Annotated in this window: 13 protein-coding genes; 3 read left to right on the forward strand and 10 right to left on the reverse strand. The window is 72.1% G+C overall.

The window, feature by feature from the left end:
- Nucleotides 1–23: 23 nt before the first annotated feature.
- Nucleotides 24–578: a hypothetical protein gene (locus ACZ501_RS25765; RefSeq protein ID WP_468798422.1), complete on the forward strand. Its 555-nt coding sequence runs from the start codon at nucleotides 24–26 to the stop codon at nucleotides 576–578.
- A gap of 50 nt (nucleotides 579–628) precedes the next feature.
- On the opposite strand, the gene ACZ501_RS25770 is transcribed toward ACZ501_RS25765, so the two are convergent.
- From ACZ501_RS25770 to ACZ501_RS25805, 8 genes are read right to left on the reverse strand one after another with little or no spacing between them, the layout of a single operon-like run.
- Complete coding sequence (locus tag ACZ501_RS25770; protein WP_468798425.1) at nucleotides 629–1,150, reverse strand: hypothetical protein; 522 nt, start codon at nucleotides 1,148–1,150, stop codon at nucleotides 629–631.
- Nucleotides 1,137–2,849: a type IV secretory system conjugative DNA transfer family protein gene (locus tag ACZ501_RS25775; protein ID WP_468798428.1), complete on the reverse strand. Its 1,713-nt coding sequence runs from the start codon at nucleotides 2,847–2,849 to the stop codon at nucleotides 1,137–1,139. Before ACZ501_RS25775 ends, ACZ501_RS25770 begins: the two co-directional genes overlap by 14 nt.
- 1 nt (nucleotide 2,850) lies before the next feature.
- Nucleotides 2,851–4,404 (reverse strand): type VI secretion protein, encoded by a 1,554-nt coding sequence (locus tag ACZ501_RS25780; RefSeq protein ID WP_468798431.1) that lies wholly within the window; start codon nucleotides 4,402–4,404, stop codon nucleotides 2,851–2,853.
- Nucleotides 4,404–5,930: an SCO6880 family protein gene (locus tag ACZ501_RS25785; protein ID WP_468798434.1), complete on the reverse strand. Its 1,527-nt coding sequence runs from the start codon at nucleotides 5,928–5,930 to the stop codon at nucleotides 4,404–4,406. The genes ACZ501_RS25780 and ACZ501_RS25785 overlap by 1 nt, the downstream gene beginning before the upstream one ends.
- The gene (locus ACZ501_RS25790) at nucleotides 5,930–7,840 is read right to left on the reverse strand and encodes a hypothetical protein (protein WP_468798437.1); all 1,911 of its coding nucleotides are present in this window, start codon (nucleotides 7,838–7,840) and stop codon (nucleotides 5,930–5,932) included. The genes ACZ501_RS25785 and ACZ501_RS25790 overlap by 1 nt, the downstream gene beginning before the upstream one ends.
- Nucleotides 7,830–8,636, reverse strand: a complete 807-nt coding sequence (locus tag ACZ501_RS25795; protein ID WP_468798440.1) for a hypothetical protein — start codon at nucleotides 8,634–8,636, stop codon at nucleotides 7,830–7,832. Before ACZ501_RS25795 ends, ACZ501_RS25790 begins: the two co-directional genes overlap by 11 nt.
- Nucleotides 8,633–8,932, reverse strand: a complete 300-nt coding sequence (locus ACZ501_RS25800; RefSeq protein WP_468798443.1) for a hypothetical protein — start codon at nucleotides 8,930–8,932, stop codon at nucleotides 8,633–8,635. The genes ACZ501_RS25795 and ACZ501_RS25800 overlap by 4 nt, the downstream gene beginning before the upstream one ends.
- A gap of 13 nt (nucleotides 8,933–8,945) precedes the next feature.
- Nucleotides 8,946–9,803: a hypothetical protein gene (locus ACZ501_RS25805; protein WP_468798446.1), complete on the reverse strand. Its 858-nt coding sequence runs from the start codon at nucleotides 9,801–9,803 to the stop codon at nucleotides 8,946–8,948.
- 309 nt (nucleotides 9,804–10,112) lie between these two features.
- Between ACZ501_RS25805 and ACZ501_RS25810 the strand changes: the two genes are divergently transcribed.
- Nucleotides 10,113–11,243, forward strand: coding sequence for a C40 family peptidase (locus ACZ501_RS25810; RefSeq protein ID WP_468798449.1), 1,131 nt, complete (start codon nucleotides 10,113–10,115; stop codon nucleotides 11,241–11,243).
- A complete protein-coding gene (locus ACZ501_RS25815) occupies nucleotides 11,240–11,818 on the forward strand; it encodes a hypothetical protein (RefSeq protein WP_468798451.1) in 579 nt (192 codons plus the stop codon). The genes ACZ501_RS25810 and ACZ501_RS25815 overlap by 4 nt, the downstream gene beginning before the upstream one ends.
- On the opposite strand, the gene ACZ501_RS25820 is transcribed toward ACZ501_RS25815, so the two are convergent.
- Both ACZ501_RS25820 and ACZ501_RS25825 read right to left on the reverse strand, forming a co-directional pair.
- A complete protein-coding gene (locus ACZ501_RS25820) occupies nucleotides 11,815–12,333 on the reverse strand; it encodes an O-acetyl-ADP-ribose deacetylase (RefSeq protein WP_468798454.1) in 519 nt (172 codons plus the stop codon). The genes ACZ501_RS25815 and ACZ501_RS25820 overlap by 4 nt on opposite strands.
- Nucleotides 12,333–13,751: a phytoene desaturase family protein gene (locus ACZ501_RS25825; protein WP_468798457.1), complete on the reverse strand. Its 1,419-nt coding sequence runs from the start codon at nucleotides 13,749–13,751 to the stop codon at nucleotides 12,333–12,335. Before ACZ501_RS25825 ends, ACZ501_RS25820 begins: the two co-directional genes overlap by 1 nt.
- Between the last annotated feature and the right edge of the window lie 21 nt (nucleotides 13,752–13,772).

Below are 13,772 nucleotides of genomic sequence, written 5' to 3' on the forward strand. Positions count from 1 at the left end.
GGCGATTCCAGTATGATCATGCCATGTTGATCACTCGTTCGGCGCAGGAATCGCACCTCTACATGGATCTTCATGTCTGCGTGTGCGGTGCGAATCGGTTCGACCGGGAGCACCGTGTCGAAGACCGTGAGGGCGTGCTGGTCAGCGTGTACGAGGGGGTCTGCCCGGAGTGCGGCCGTACGCGCCTGTTCGAGTTCGTGTTCGCCGACGAGCGACCGGTCGCACCGCCGGCTTTCGGGGGCCCCGAGCCCTCGCAGATCATCGATCCGGGTGAGTTCCTGTGGGTCTGCGACCGGCTGTCGGCCGAGTCCAGTCTGCGGTTGCTGAACACCCCCGACTCCGAGCACCGCGAGATCCGCCCGGCCGTCGCCTATGGCGCTGCGGCACTGGAGGAGGTCATCAAGTTCCTGCCGGAGGGCGCCGACCGGATTCCGGAGAACCGGTTCACCTCCGAGCTGGGGCGGGAGAAGTACACGAAGGACCCTTCGCGGTTCACGCGGAAGGACCTCACCAGGGCCTTGGAGCTCGACCGGAAGATCCTCGCCGGCATCGACGAGCTCAGCCCGCCGCTGGGCTGAGCGTCCCCTCTCCCGACACCGAAGGCCGCCCCGTGACGGGGCGGCCTTCGTCACAGCGGCAGGTCGAGCTCCGCTCGGCGGCGGGTGAGTTCGGCGGCGGCCGGGTGGGCCGCCGGGGCCGTGGCCGCGGCGGAGTGGGTCAGGTATTGCTCGAAGGCCTCCGCGGCACCGGGTGGTGCGGGGACCAGCGGCGGCGGCTCCTGGTGGGTACCCGTGGCGCAGGCCGGGAGTTTCAGGTGCGGGACGTAGGCGTGCAGGGTGTTGACCCAGTCGGCCTCCGCGAGCTCCCGCCCTGGCACGCCCTCCCCGGCATAGGTGCGCGTCCAGCCCGTGTAGAGGGCGGTGAGGTGCTCGACCACAGCCGAGTGGCGGTACCAGCAGTGCGTGAGGGTGTTGTGGAGCTCATACGTGGTGCGCAGCCAGTCGACCCATACGCCGAGTTCCCTCAGCCGCGCCTGCCGGTCGGCCGGGTCCATGGCCGCCCACACCCAGCGCTGCGGCTCGCCCGGCGGATCGGGCGAGGGCCCGGCCGGCCAGAGGTCGGCCGGGTCGGAGAGGTCAGAGTCGGTCACCTGCGGCTGCCTTCCTCTCGACCCCCGAGGCCTTCGCACCGGCCAGCAGCTTCCTCAGGTCCTTTTCGCGGAACGTGAGCCGCATCCTCACCTTGACCGGCGGCAGGTTGGTGTACTGCGCGATCGCGGTGAAGTCGGGGAGCTGCTGGAGGGAGTGGACGGGCGCGAGGTCGGTCTCGGTGGTCTGGGTGGTGGTGGAGTGCTCGCCGCGGGAGCGGCCGTGGCTGGTCTTCGTGACCTCGGTGCGCCCGTACAGCCCGGAGAAGTAGCGCAGGGTCTCCAGGTCGCCGCAGCCGGGCAGCAGCATGCGCAGGCCGCTGGCGGACAGGACGGTGTTGGCCTTCTGGGTTCCGAGGGATTCGCGGAGCTGGGACAGGTCGTGCCAGACGGTCAGCAGGGTGATGCCCATGCCGCGGCCGGTGGTGAGGATGTTGGGCAGGCGGGGGTACCGGAGCATGTTTCCGGCCTCATCGACGAGGATGCCGACGCTCGGGTCGATCGGCGTGCCGGTGGAGTTGTACAGGGATTCCGCGGCGTGGATCGCCCCGGCGATCAGGGAGCTGATGAGCGGGGCGAAGCGGTCGGCGTCGGCCTCGGAGGCGATGATGCAGATGGTGCCCCGCTTCTCCAGCCATTCCTCGAAGGTGAAGTCGGAGCGGGCGCAGGTCTCCCGGACCTCCTCGTCGGCGAAGACCCGGGCCAGGACGTTGAGGCTGAACTGGATGGATCCGATGCCGTCCTCGTGCAGGCGCAGCCAGGGGGAGGCGTAGTCGTCGGCGACGTCGGCGTAGCCGTGCGCGAGAAGCACGGCGCGGACGTGGTCGACCGCGTCCTTGCCGAGCGAGATCCAGCGGCGCATGTCGGAGATGCCCCCGCCGGAGAGGCGGGCGGCGAGCAGGATGCCCTTGAGGACGCTCTTGGCCTGGTCGACCCAGGGGGCCGCCCGTTTGTCGTCGCCGGAGGACGAGGCCTCGGCCAGCCAGGAGGCCATGCGGTCGGCCGCCCTGGCGTCGACGCAGTACTCGACCGGCGACCAGTGGTCGCCGGTCCGGCCGGGGATGCCGGCCGGGGCGATGACCCAGACCGGCCCGATGGCGCGGCGGCGGGCGTGAATGACGTCCAGGTCGGCCGCCTTGGTGGTGGTCACGACCAGGGGACCGGCCCATTCGGCCGCGTTCGGCAGGACCAGGCCGGTCGTCTTCGAGGAACCCGGTACGCCGAATACGGTCGCGGAGATGTTGGGCTGCGCGGCGACGATCTTGCCAGTGCGCAGGCCCCGTCCGGCGGTGATGCGGTTGACGCGCCGGGCGGGGGCGTCGAGGGCGGCCATCTTCCGTTCGGTCTTCGCCCCGCCCCACTGGGCGCCGCCGGTGCTCCCGCGGGAGGACAGCAGGGCGGCGGCCTTGACGGCGGCGACGCCCACGGCCAGGACGAGGAGGGCGGTCAGGGCGTAGAACAGCCAGGAGGGCGGGGCCGGGTGGAAGACGGAGCCGGGGCCCTTGGCCAGGGCGTACACGACCGTCTCGGGGACGGTGTCCTCGCTGCGGGCCCAGCCCCGCCCCGACAGCAGGGCGGCGAGCGGTCCGGCCAGCAGGACGGCGCCGCCGACCGTGACGACGAGACCGACCCCGTACGCGGCCAGCAGTGTGTTGTCGTCCACCGTGGCGGTCGCCGAGGACCGGGAGCTGTGGTCGGCCACGTCAGATCACCATCCGTTCGTCGGTCTCGAACAGGTGCTGCTCGGTGCGGGACAGGATGAGCTGCACGGCGTGGGAGCCGCCGCCGCGGCCGACCTTCCACAGGGCCCGGCCGCGCTGCGCCGCTCCCCAGGAGCCGATCAGGTCGCACTCGGCCGAGGTCAGCCCGATCGCCTCGCGCGTGAAGGCGAGGGGGCGGGTGTCCTGGGCGAGCTGGATGCGGGTCTCGCAGCTGGAGATCAGGTCGCGGGCGATGGCGACGGCCTCGGAGCCGGCTGCGCCGACCGACTCGAAGTCGGACAGGCGGTGGGTGGCGAGGACCTGGATCGTGCCGGTCGCGCGCGACAGGCGCAGGTCGGCGTCAATCTTCTTGACCATGGCGGCGCCGCCCGAGCGCATCTGCCGCCACAGTTCGTCACGGATGACGATCCGGGGCGCCTGGCCGGGCCGGTCGATCGCCGACTGCGCCCAGGACGACACGCAGGACAGGACCATGGCGACGGTCTCGTCGCCGTAGGGCGTCAGCGCGCTGATGTCGACGCTCTGGATGGGGGCGGCCCAGTCCAGACCGAGGGAGGTCTCCTGGTCGAAGATGCCGCCCAGGTGCCCGGTCACCATGATGCCGAGCGCCGAGCGGATGGAGGCCATGGACTCCCGGGCGCGCTGGACGTCTCCGTCGCGGATGCGCAGTTCACGGGCCATGAGGTCGGTGGGGTCGCGCAGTTTGTCGTAGACGAGGGGAAGGGTCGGGGTCCGCAGTGACGTGTTCCCGGACAGCTCTCCCGTCAGGTCCCGGACCGCGACGTCGAGGGCTTCCTCCTCCTGGGGTTCGAGGGTGCGGCGCAACTGGAGTTCCAGGAGGGCCTTCAGGAGGGTGAGGCGACGGCGGTGGATCTCCGTGAGCCGGCCCTTGAGGACCGCGGGGTCCTTGATGCGGTCGAGGTCGGCGCCGAGGGGGCCCGCGTCGAGCGGGTTGAGGCGGCCGGGCAGGCCCGGACCGAGCCGGACCGGCTCGACGCCCAGGTGGCGGCACATCGCCGCGTACTCGCCCTTCACGTCCCCCGCGATCAGCGCCTTGTGCCCGAAGGCCATCAGGCGGAAGGCGAGCGCCTTGACGTGGGCGCTCTTCCCGGAGCCCGGAATGCCCGTGATCATGACGTTCGGGTTGGTGACCAGGCCCTGCTGGACCCAGACGGTGGGGTGCGCGGAAAACGCCGCCGTGGTCAGCACGTTGTGCCCGATGTACGCGCCCACCGCGGGCAGGCTCGCGGCGTGCAGGAACGGGAACGCACCGGCTGCGTTCACGGTCGTGGCGCGTACGACCTCGGCCCGCGGGAGCGAGGCCGCCCGGCCGGCGAACGGGCCCTTCCAGCCCTTCTTCGGAGCGACCCTCATGACGGAGGCCGGGTCCTCGAGGAACCGGGCCTCGCGCAGCTCGCGCGCGCTGGGCGCCTCCGGGCCCCGGGCTGCGGGTACGGTTCCGAGGCCGGCCGCCTCCCGCAGGCCGGTGTCGGCCAGCAGGGTGCCGTGGTCTGCCTTGCGGCGGAGCAGCGCCATCAGAACGCCCCCCGCCGGTCCGGCAGGCCTTGGCCGAGGGGCAGCGCCCCGGCCGCGAAGCCGACGTCCTGGGTTCCCCACATCCGGCGCAGCTCCAGGTTGGCGGCGCCGGCGTCGGCCTGGATCTCCGCGCAGGCGGTCTCCAGCTCGTCGACGGCGGTGACGGTGACGGACAGGATCGCCGTCATCCGGACCACGCCCTCACCGGCCGCGCGCTCCGCGTCCTGTCGGCGCGCGATCATTTCGGCGCGGCGCTCGTCCTCGCTCTCGTCCCGGCCGGTCTTGGCGCGGAGCTTACGGGCCGCGTTGCGCTTGGTGGTCTCGCGGGCGAGCTCGCTGCGCGCCCGGCGGGGGCCCAGCGGCTCGTACACGAGGGAGAGGCTGCGGCGGGCGTTGGCCCGGGGGCGCAGGAGCGGTTGCAGGAAGGTCGCGTAGACCTGTGACTGGGGCCAGCCGCGCACCTGGTACGAGACCGTCCAGGCACCGTCGTGCCGGTAGACGCCCATGCCGGTCTCGGCGTACGCGGGTCCGGCGAGCTCGACGTCGACGCCGGGCGCCGCGCCCTCCCATCCCGGGTTGGCCGCGGCGGCCTTGCGGGTCGCGAGCATCACCTGGGCGTCGGGGTCGTAGGCGGTACGGATGGTCTGCGCGACCCCGCGCGGGTCCAGCCACTCCTCCACCTGCAGGCTCGCGCTGGACAGGGCCTGGCCCATGGCGTGCAGCTCGCGCACGAGAACGGCCGCCGCGCCCACCTGGCCGCCGCCGGCCCCCTTGATGGCGAGGCGCGCGCGGGAGGCGGAGAGCGTCACCGACAGGTACGTCTCACGGGCGGAGGCCGACGGACCCGCGCCCTCCATCACCTCGGTGAGCGCGGTCACGGCGGCGGCCGGCGCGTCCGCGCTGATGTGCCGGGCCGTCCAGGACGCCAGTGCCGCGCCGTCGTCCGGCAGCACCCGCTGGTGCACGCTCAGGCGCGTGATGGGCGAATCCTCCGTGCAGTACGTCCGCAGGAGCGCGGCCCACCCGGCGACCCGGGTGGCCTGCCGGTCGGTGTCGATCAGCGCGAGGCCCGGGTAGGTCACGCGGGCGACGGCCGTGTACGTGGCCGCGACCGGGTCGTGGCTGATGCCGAGCCGGCCGCCGAGACCGTCCGGCGCCTCCAGGATCCGCAGCCGGGCGAGCGTGCCCGGCAGGTCCATGGGCTGCTCGCCCGTTTCCTTGCTGCGCGGGGCCAGCGCCCCGCTGTGGAAGATGTTCCGGCGGGTTGCCACAGCGATCTGGTGCCTTACTGCGAGGAGGATCCATTCGTCGGCGGACAGGCCCATGACCCGGCCGAAGGCGAGGCCGACGAGGAGGAGGCTGATCGGGATGCAGACCAGGGCCGCCGTCCAGCTCCCGAGGTTGAGGGGCAGGAGCAGGATCAGGGAGGCCACGGCGACGAGCGCGAACCCGGGCCCGGACATGTGGCCGAACCAGCCGGAACGCTCCGACTGCCAGCCCCCGTAGGTGGGGTGACTCTGTGCCATCAGTTCTCCTCACCGGGCGGCGGCGGGGCCATCGGCTCCGTGCCGTCGTACATCTGCGTGGGTTCCGCGGGGCTGACCCTGACTCCCTGCCGGGGAGGCGGAGCGGGGACCTCGACGAACGAACCCACGGGCGGGGCTTCGGTCACCTCGGTTTCGGCCGGGGCCTCGGAGGAACCCTCCTGACGGACCTTGCGCTGGGTGACCACGGCGTGCCGCCCACCGGCGGCACCGTGGCCGAGCCCCGCGTTGGCCGCGGTGTTGGCCATGCCGGACTCCAGCGCGTCCTTCCCGACGGCCGCGAGCTGGAGCCCTACGGTGGCCGCCGACATCCCCCTGGCGAAACCGCCCTTGGCCGCTCCGCCCAGGGCGGCACCGCCGCCACCGCCGTCCATCGGAGGGGCTTCCCGCTCCAGGGCCTTGGTGTAGCCGCTGCCGCCGCCGACCGATCCGGCGCCGCCGGACTGCCCGCCGGAGCCCGAGGAGGCCGACGAGCCGATCGAGCTCATCAGGCCGGACATCATCGAGGAGCCTTCGCCGTTGGTGGTGAAGGTCATGAACTTGGCGAGCACCGGCCAGCAGAAACAGGCACCGAGGAAGATCACGAGCCCGACGATCACGTTCTGGACGCCGGTGCTCTCCCCCATCGCGAAGAAGCCGATCGTGAAGAGGAGGACGATGACCGGCTTCATGAGGATCAGGCTGATCATCGCGTTGCGCGCGGAGGGCCACCAGTTCTTCGTGGAGTCCGTGATCTCTCCGGTCAGCACGATCGGCATGCTGATGACCAGGACCATGATCCCGGCCTGTCGCATCAGCATCTCGATCCACAGCGCGCCGATCGCCACGATGGTGATGACGCCGATGACGATGATGACGCCGACCGCGGCGGGTGCGAGGGCCTCGCCGGTGACCACCATGGTCCCGGTCACCCCCGCGACCCCGCCGCTGCTGGAGAGGGACGCGAACATGGTGCCGAGCTGTTCCTTCATCGCGTCGGCGGCGCCCCCCTCCTTGCCGAAGGAGAACTCGACCATCCACTCGGAGAGTTCGTCCGAGACCACCAGGGCCTGCTGCGTGAAGACCAGGTAGACGCTGCTGACGACCGCCCACTTGAGCAGGCCGCCCACGGCGGTGCCGGCCAGCTCCCCGCGTTGGGAGATGGCCGTCTTCCCGAACTGGATCAGCACCAGGAAGGCGGCGAGCATCGCGCTGACCGCCATGGTGATGCCGAGCGGTTTGCCGACGCTGGCCTGGGCGAGGTTGATGCTGGACGACTTGTTGAACAGTGTCGCGAACTCCTCCAGGAGCCACACCACGCCCTCGCCGATGTACCTGGCGGCTTCTTGCAGGGCATCACTCGCGAACTTGGAGATCTTGCCGGCGGCCCACTCCCCGATGCTCGGCACCAGCGGGTACTCCGCCTCCCACTTCTTCAGGCAGACCTTGAAGATGCCGCCCTCGTTCACGCATTTCGTGAGGGCTTCGTTCAGCTTGGGGTAGTTCTCCAGCTTGCGCTTGTCCTTGTTGTCTTCCTGCCACTGCTTGAGCCGCTTGAGCTCGTACTCCTTCTGCCCCTCCTTGTCGCAGTTGCGAGCGCCGGTTCCGTCCGCGCCCTCGCAGATGTCGATACGGCCGGGGATCTCCCCCGGCTTCGCGGTCCGGCAGATCTCCTGGTCGCGGATCGCACCCTCGTAGCAGTAGTGCCCCTGCTTGTCGATGCCGATCGAGTCTCCGCCGCTGTTGGCCTCGAAGTCCTTCGGAATCGGGTCGGGCGGGCCGACCTTGGCGTGGTGCTCCTTCTTGTCCTCGGCCATCGCCGGCGCGGAGGACGCGCCCAGCGTGCACAGCAGCGCCGCGACCAGGACCGCCAGCGCTCGGAACAGGAGGAGCGATGAAGCCCTAACCCGCACGCTGCACCTGCCGCCACCCGTCTCGCCAGGCGTAGGGGGACTCGGGGAGGTACGAGACGGGCGCGTTCGAGTGCTTCACGTATTCCGGCTGGTCGGTCAGCCGCCACATCCCGTTCTGCCAGCGCAGGATCACGCTCGTGAGCTCGCCCTTCAGGGGGCTTTCGTCCGGCTTCTCGTCCGGACCCGTCGCGTAGCGGTCGTAGGACATCCAGACTTCGATCACGTCGCCCGGCTTCTCGCTTTCCACCGGAAGCGCGTAGTACCGGACCGCCTGCACCGCCGTGGTGAAGGTGATGGCGGACGGTGTGCCGCCCGACGGCGGGAGCCCGGCCTGTTCGCGCACTTTGCGCACTTCTGAGATCTGCCGGTCGATGTAGCCTGCGGAGTCCGGCGAGACCACCGCCTCCAGCTGCTGCCGGGCCTTCTGGTCGTCCAGCCAGGCGTACTCCTCCCACCAGTACACCGCCGCGCTCACCGCGTCGACCCCCGAGTGCCTGAAGCCCGTGGCCACGCCGTTGGCGTGCCCGGTCGGCTTGAAGAGCTTCAGCTTCGGGCCCGTCTCCGGGGTCTTCGACAGTTCCTTTCCGGACGCCGACGCCGACGGTCCGCCCGAAGGGCCCTTCGCAGGGCCCCCGGAGGCCGGAGCGCCCGCCTTCGGGGCCCCGGATCCGCCGTCGTCGTCCAGCAGCACCGCGGCGCCGTAGCCGCCGCCGGCCAGGACAACTGCCGCGAGCACCGTCAGCCCAGCCAGGGTCAGCCTGGCCCGGCGCGCCTTGCGGTCGCCGTCCGCGCTCACTTGTTGCCTATCAGGTTGTACGCCATGAGCACGAGCGCGGAAGTCGCCCCGATCCCGCCCGCCCCGATCAGCGACGCCAGGACCCCCGTCTTGCCGCGCGCCGCGAGCTGCGCGTTCGAGGAGTTGTGGCCGACGGCGATGGCCGCCCAGGAAAGGAGACCGCCGAGGACGGCGACCGCCAGGCCGATACCGGCCGCCCAGCCCAGCACCGTGGTCACGGCGTTGTTCAGTTCACTGGGAACGGTGGGGGTGAACTTCGGAACGGCGTCGGCGAGGACGTACGTGGTCACGCTCATGGGGAGATACCTCTTAGGCAGGGACTTCAGGGGATACGGGACGCAGGACCGCCGGCTGCGGGGCCGACGGGAGCGGAGCGCCCCAGGACTCGTGGGCCGCGCCCAGGACGGCGGCCGCGATGCGGGCCGCCGCCTGCCGGGTGCGGGGATGGACGCGACCCGAACGCAGGCCGCTGGCCCGCAGGTTCGCGTCGTGCGGGAGGTGGACGACGTCGGCCGTCCGGCCGGAGAGCATCGTGGCGGCGGCCCGCGCGACGGGCGGCAGCCGCCCGTCTCCCGTGGCCACGAGCACCGCGACCGTCCGGTGCAGCGGCAGGTTCTCCGCCGCCATGGCCATCACGGCCTGCTGGAGGGCTTGCACCCCCTCGGCCGAGGCCGCCGCGCACAGGACCGGCACCGCGTACGGCAGGGAGAGCCAGGCCCGGGTCTGCCCGGGCAGGCCGGCGCAGCGGGCGGCGAGCAGGTCGTGCGTCACCGGGTGCGCCGTGTCGGCCACGACCGCCCGCCAGCCGCCGAGCGCGGCCAGCTGATACCAGGCGGCGGGCTCCGGGGGGAGGTCGAGGGGCGGGGCGCTCCAGTCCCGGCCGTCGGTCAGGAGGTCCCAGGGGCCGGCGGGGCCGCTCATGGCGGCGCAGGCCGCTCGGGCCGCCTCCCTGGAGGCGGGTTCGGCGGGCGGGAGCGCGGACAGGCCGCCGACAGGAGCGCCGCTCCAGGCGGGCCAGGGGGAGGCGAGACGCGGCGCGGTGTCCAGCACCACCGTGTCGCCCGTGGCGGCGAGTTCGGACGCGATCAGGAACGCGAGCGTGGACCTCCCGGCCCCGCCCGTCGGTGCCAGTACCGGCACCGTCAGCCGGGCACCATCAGGCAGCACGCCCAGGAAATCTGGACGTTTCCGCATCAATCCCCCCAGAACACGCAGCAAATGGTTGCCTGCGCAAACAACATGCATTCGAACATGGCTGGATCAAGCCAGGACGCACATTACATGTTCGATCTGACAGAACAGCAGAAGACCCACGCACCTCGGCTGTTGTCCAGAGTGGCATAGTGTCACGCATCATCGGGGACGTCGGCCCGCCCACCGAACTGTTCGAGGTACGGCCGAAACAATCTTTGGTGGAGCAAAGAACGAGCTTGACCGCCGGGGGCACGGGCGGACTGGGGGACCGGGGGAAGACGCGTGACGTCGAAGAAGTGGATCTTTGCTGCCGCAGGGGGAATCGTCGCCACACCGGTGGCCATGGGCGTCGCCATGGTGCTGCTGGTTTCGATCCTCGCCCAGGACGGTGACGGAGGCGGAGGGGGCACCTGGCCGACGGCGAGCAGCCTCAAGATCGGCGGGGAGGACGGGGTGCCGCCCCAGTACGCCCAGCTCATCCTCGACGCGGCCGCCCGCTGCGACCAGGGCCTGCCGCCGGCCGTCCTCGCCGCCCAGATCTGGGCCGAGTCCAACTTCAAGCCGGACGCCATATCCCGCGACCCGCGCACCCGCGCGCCGATCGCCTACGGCATCAGCCAGTTCATCCCCAGCACCTGGGCCGTCGAGGGGATCGACGGCGACGGTGACGGCGACAAGGACGTCATGGACCCCAAGGACGCCATACCCTCCCAAGGATCGATGATGTGCAAACTGCTGCGAACCGCCAAGGCCCATCCCGGGTACGACGGATCGCCCGTCGAACTGGCCCTGGCCGGGTACAACGCGGGCTGGGGCTGGGTCGACGAGTTCAGGGGCGTACCACCCCGGTCCTTCGCGGGCGGGCAGACGTACGACTACGTGAAGGCCATCATGGAGAAGACCGTCCAGTTCACCGAGGCGAGCCCGGGTGGGCCGGTGGACATACCGCCCGAGTACTCCCTGCCCGCCGACACCCCTCCCCAGGTCCGTACCGCCGTCGCCTGGGCCCTGAAGCAGAAGGACGGCTGGTACCACCTCGGCGGGGACTGCACGGACGCCCACGGCCAGAACCCCGACCGGTGGTGCGACTGCTCGTCCCTCATGCAGCAGGCCTACAAGGCTGCCGGCATCGACATCCCGCGCGTCACCTTCGACCAGATCTACCTGCCGAACCACGTCGACATCAACCATCCCAAAGCCGGTGACCTGGTGTTCAACCCCGGCAGTGACGGGAGCGAGTCCGCGCCCGGGCACGTCGGCATGTACATCGGAGGGGCGGACCCCGACAAGGGCTTCATCCTGGAGGCTCCCCGCACCGGCGTCCGGACCCGCCTCGTCACCTACAACAGCTGGCGTCACTCCACCAACTACATGACCAAGGTCTCCGGCGTCCGCAGGGTGGTGGCCTGGTGACCCGGGAGAGCACGGCCGCAGGGACCCCGCACACGGTCGAGCCCGAGCTCCACCACCCCTGGGGCGTCGTCAGCCCCGCCTTCTGGGCCGGCTCCGAGGACGGAGCCGGGACCGAGGCCGATCAGCCGCCACCGCCACCCGCCCCCTCCGGCCTCGCCGCGATCCGGGAAGCCTCCGCGGCGGGCCGGCACGAGGAGGCGCTGCTCCTCGCGGAGGACCTGGACGAGGCCCTGACCGCAGCACACGGCGAGGTCCACCTCGACACCCTCCAGGTGCGGGAGATCCGCGGCTACCTCACCGATCTGACGGGCCGGCCGGCCGAGGCGCTGGAGTGGTACCTGCACACCCTCCGCCTGCGTGCCCGGCTCCACGGCCGGGACTCCCCCGACACCGAGGCCGCGGCCCGCCGCGCCTACAGCCTGTGGCGCACCCTGCCTCCCACAGAGGCCCAGCACGCCGCACCCGCCCTGCTGGCCGTCCTCGCCGAGACCCAGGGGCCGCACTCCCGGGCCGCCCGCTGGACCCGTCGTCGCAGCGCCGAACTGGCGGCCCCAGGTGAGGGGACGGAGTCCTAGGCCGACCGGCCCACGGCGGCTTCGAAGGCCGCGTGGGCGCGCTCGTCGAAGAGGACGAAGCGGACCTCCTCCACCGAGGTGCGGGCGGCGCGTACGGTTTCCACCGCGATCCGGGCCCCGTCGTCCATGGGCCAGCCGTAGATGCCGGTGGAGATGGCCGGGAAGGCGACCGTACGGGCTCCCAGCTCGTCGGCGACGCGCAGGGACTCGCGGTAGCAGGAGGCGAGCAGGTCCGAGCGGTCCTCCTCGCGGGACCAGACGGGGCCGACCGTGTGGATGACGTGCCGGGCGGGCAGGCGGCCCGCGGTGGTGGCGACGGCCCGGCCGGTCGGCAGGCCCTTGCCGTAGTGGGAGCGGCGCAGGTCCTGGCATGCGGCGAGGATCTCGGGGCCGCCGCGCCGGTGGATGGCACCGTCCACTCCCCCGCCGCCGAGCAGCGAGGAGTTGGCGGCGTTGACGACGGCGTCGGCCTTCTCGGCCGTGATGTCGCCGCGGACGAGGGTGATGCGCACCATCAGTTCGCCTTTCGCAGGTGCCGCCAGACCGCCTTGGCGGCGTTGTGGCCGGACATGCCGTGGACGCCGGGCCCCGGCGGGGTCGCCGAGGAGCACAGGAACACGGCCGGATGGGCGGTGGTGTACGGGGACAGGGTGAGCTTCGGCCGGAGCAGGAGCTGGAGGCCGGAGGCGGCGCCGCAGGCGATGTCCCCGCCGACGTAGTTGGGGTTGCGGGCCGCGAGCTGCGGCGGGCCGGCGGTGGCGCGGGCCAGTACGAGGTCGCGGAAGCCCGGGGCGAAGCGCTCCAGCTGCCGTTCGACGGCTTCGGTGAGGTCGCCGTCCCAGCCCGCCGGGACGTGGCCGTACGCCCAGAAGACGTGCTTGCCCTCGGGCGCGCGGCCGGGGTCGGCCAGGCTGGGCTGTGCGGTGATGAGGAAGGGGTTGCGCGGGGCGCGGCCGCTGCCGGCCAGTTGGAGGGCGGCGTCGATGTCGCGGCTGCCCGGCCCGATCTGGACGGTGCCGGCCCGGCGGGGCGCCTCGGCCGTCCACGGGACGGGGCCGTCCAGGGCGTAGTCGATCTTGAAGACGGATGCGCCGTAGCGGTAGCCGTCGTACGCCCGGCCGAGGCGGGCGATCCGGGCCAGCGCGGTCGGCGAGGTGTCGAAGACGTACGCCCGGGCCGGGGGCAGGTCGTCGAGCCGCTTGACCTCGAAGTCCGTGTGGATCGTGCCGCCGAGTTCCCTGAGGTAGCCGGCGAGGGCGTCGGAGAGGGACTGCGAACCGCCGCGCGCCATGGGCCAGCCGCCGGCGTGCGCGGCGAGGGCGAAGACCAGGCCGACGGCGCCGGTGCCGATCCCGCTCAGCGGGGCGTTGACGTGCGCGACGAGCCCGGCGAACAGGGCCCGCGCGCGGTCGTCGCGGAAGCGGCGCAGCAGCCAGGTGGAGGGCGGCAGTCCGGTGATGCCGAAGCGGGCCAGGGTGAGGGGGTCGCGGGGCAGGGCGGTGTTCGGCAGGGACATGAAGTCCCGGGCGAGGGTGTCCCACCTGCCGAGGAACGGCGCGACCAGCCGCCGGTACGCGCCCGCGTCGCGGGCCCCGAAGGAGGCCGCCGTCTCCGCCACGGAGCGGGAGAGCACGGCGGCCGTGCCGTCGTCGAAGGGGTGCGCCATGGGCAGCGGGGCGTGCAGCCACTCCAGGCCGTGGCGTGCCAGCGGCATGGTCGCGAACACCGGGGAGCCGGCGCCGAGCGGGTGCACCGCCGAGCAGGGGTCGTGCAGGAAGCCGGGGAGGGTCAGTTCCTCGGTGCGGGCACCGCCGCCGACCGCCCCGGCGGCTTCGAAGACGGCCACCGAGTGGCCCCGCCGGGCCAGTTCCACCGCGGCGGTCAGGCCGTTGGGCCCCGCCCCCACCACGACTGCGTCGAGAATCGACGGCACTGACAGCTCCTTTGTCCGGCC

Source organism: Streptomyces sp. NPDC034085 (genome assembly GCF_055575555.1).

Coding starts and splice junctions, on each gene's coding strand:
- ACZ501_RS25780 (WP_468798431.1), bottom strand. CDS start 4,404: ATGGCGCTGCTCCGCCGCAAGGCAGACCACGGCACCCTGCTGGCCGAC.
- ACZ501_RS25785 (WP_468798434.1), bottom strand. CDS start 5,930: ATGGCACAGAGTCACCCCACCTACGGGGGCTGGCAGTCGGAGCGTTCC.
- ACZ501_RS25765 (WP_468798422.1), top strand. CDS start 24: ATGTTGATCACTCGTTCGGCGCAGGAATCGCACCTCTACATGGATCTT.
- ACZ501_RS25800 (WP_468798443.1), bottom strand. CDS start 8,932: ATGAGCGTGACCACGTACGTCCTCGCCGACGCCGTTCCGAAGTTCACC.
- ACZ501_RS25820 (WP_468798454.1), bottom strand. CDS start 12,333: ATGGTGCGCATCACCCTCGTCCGCGGCGACATCACGGCCGAGAAGGCC.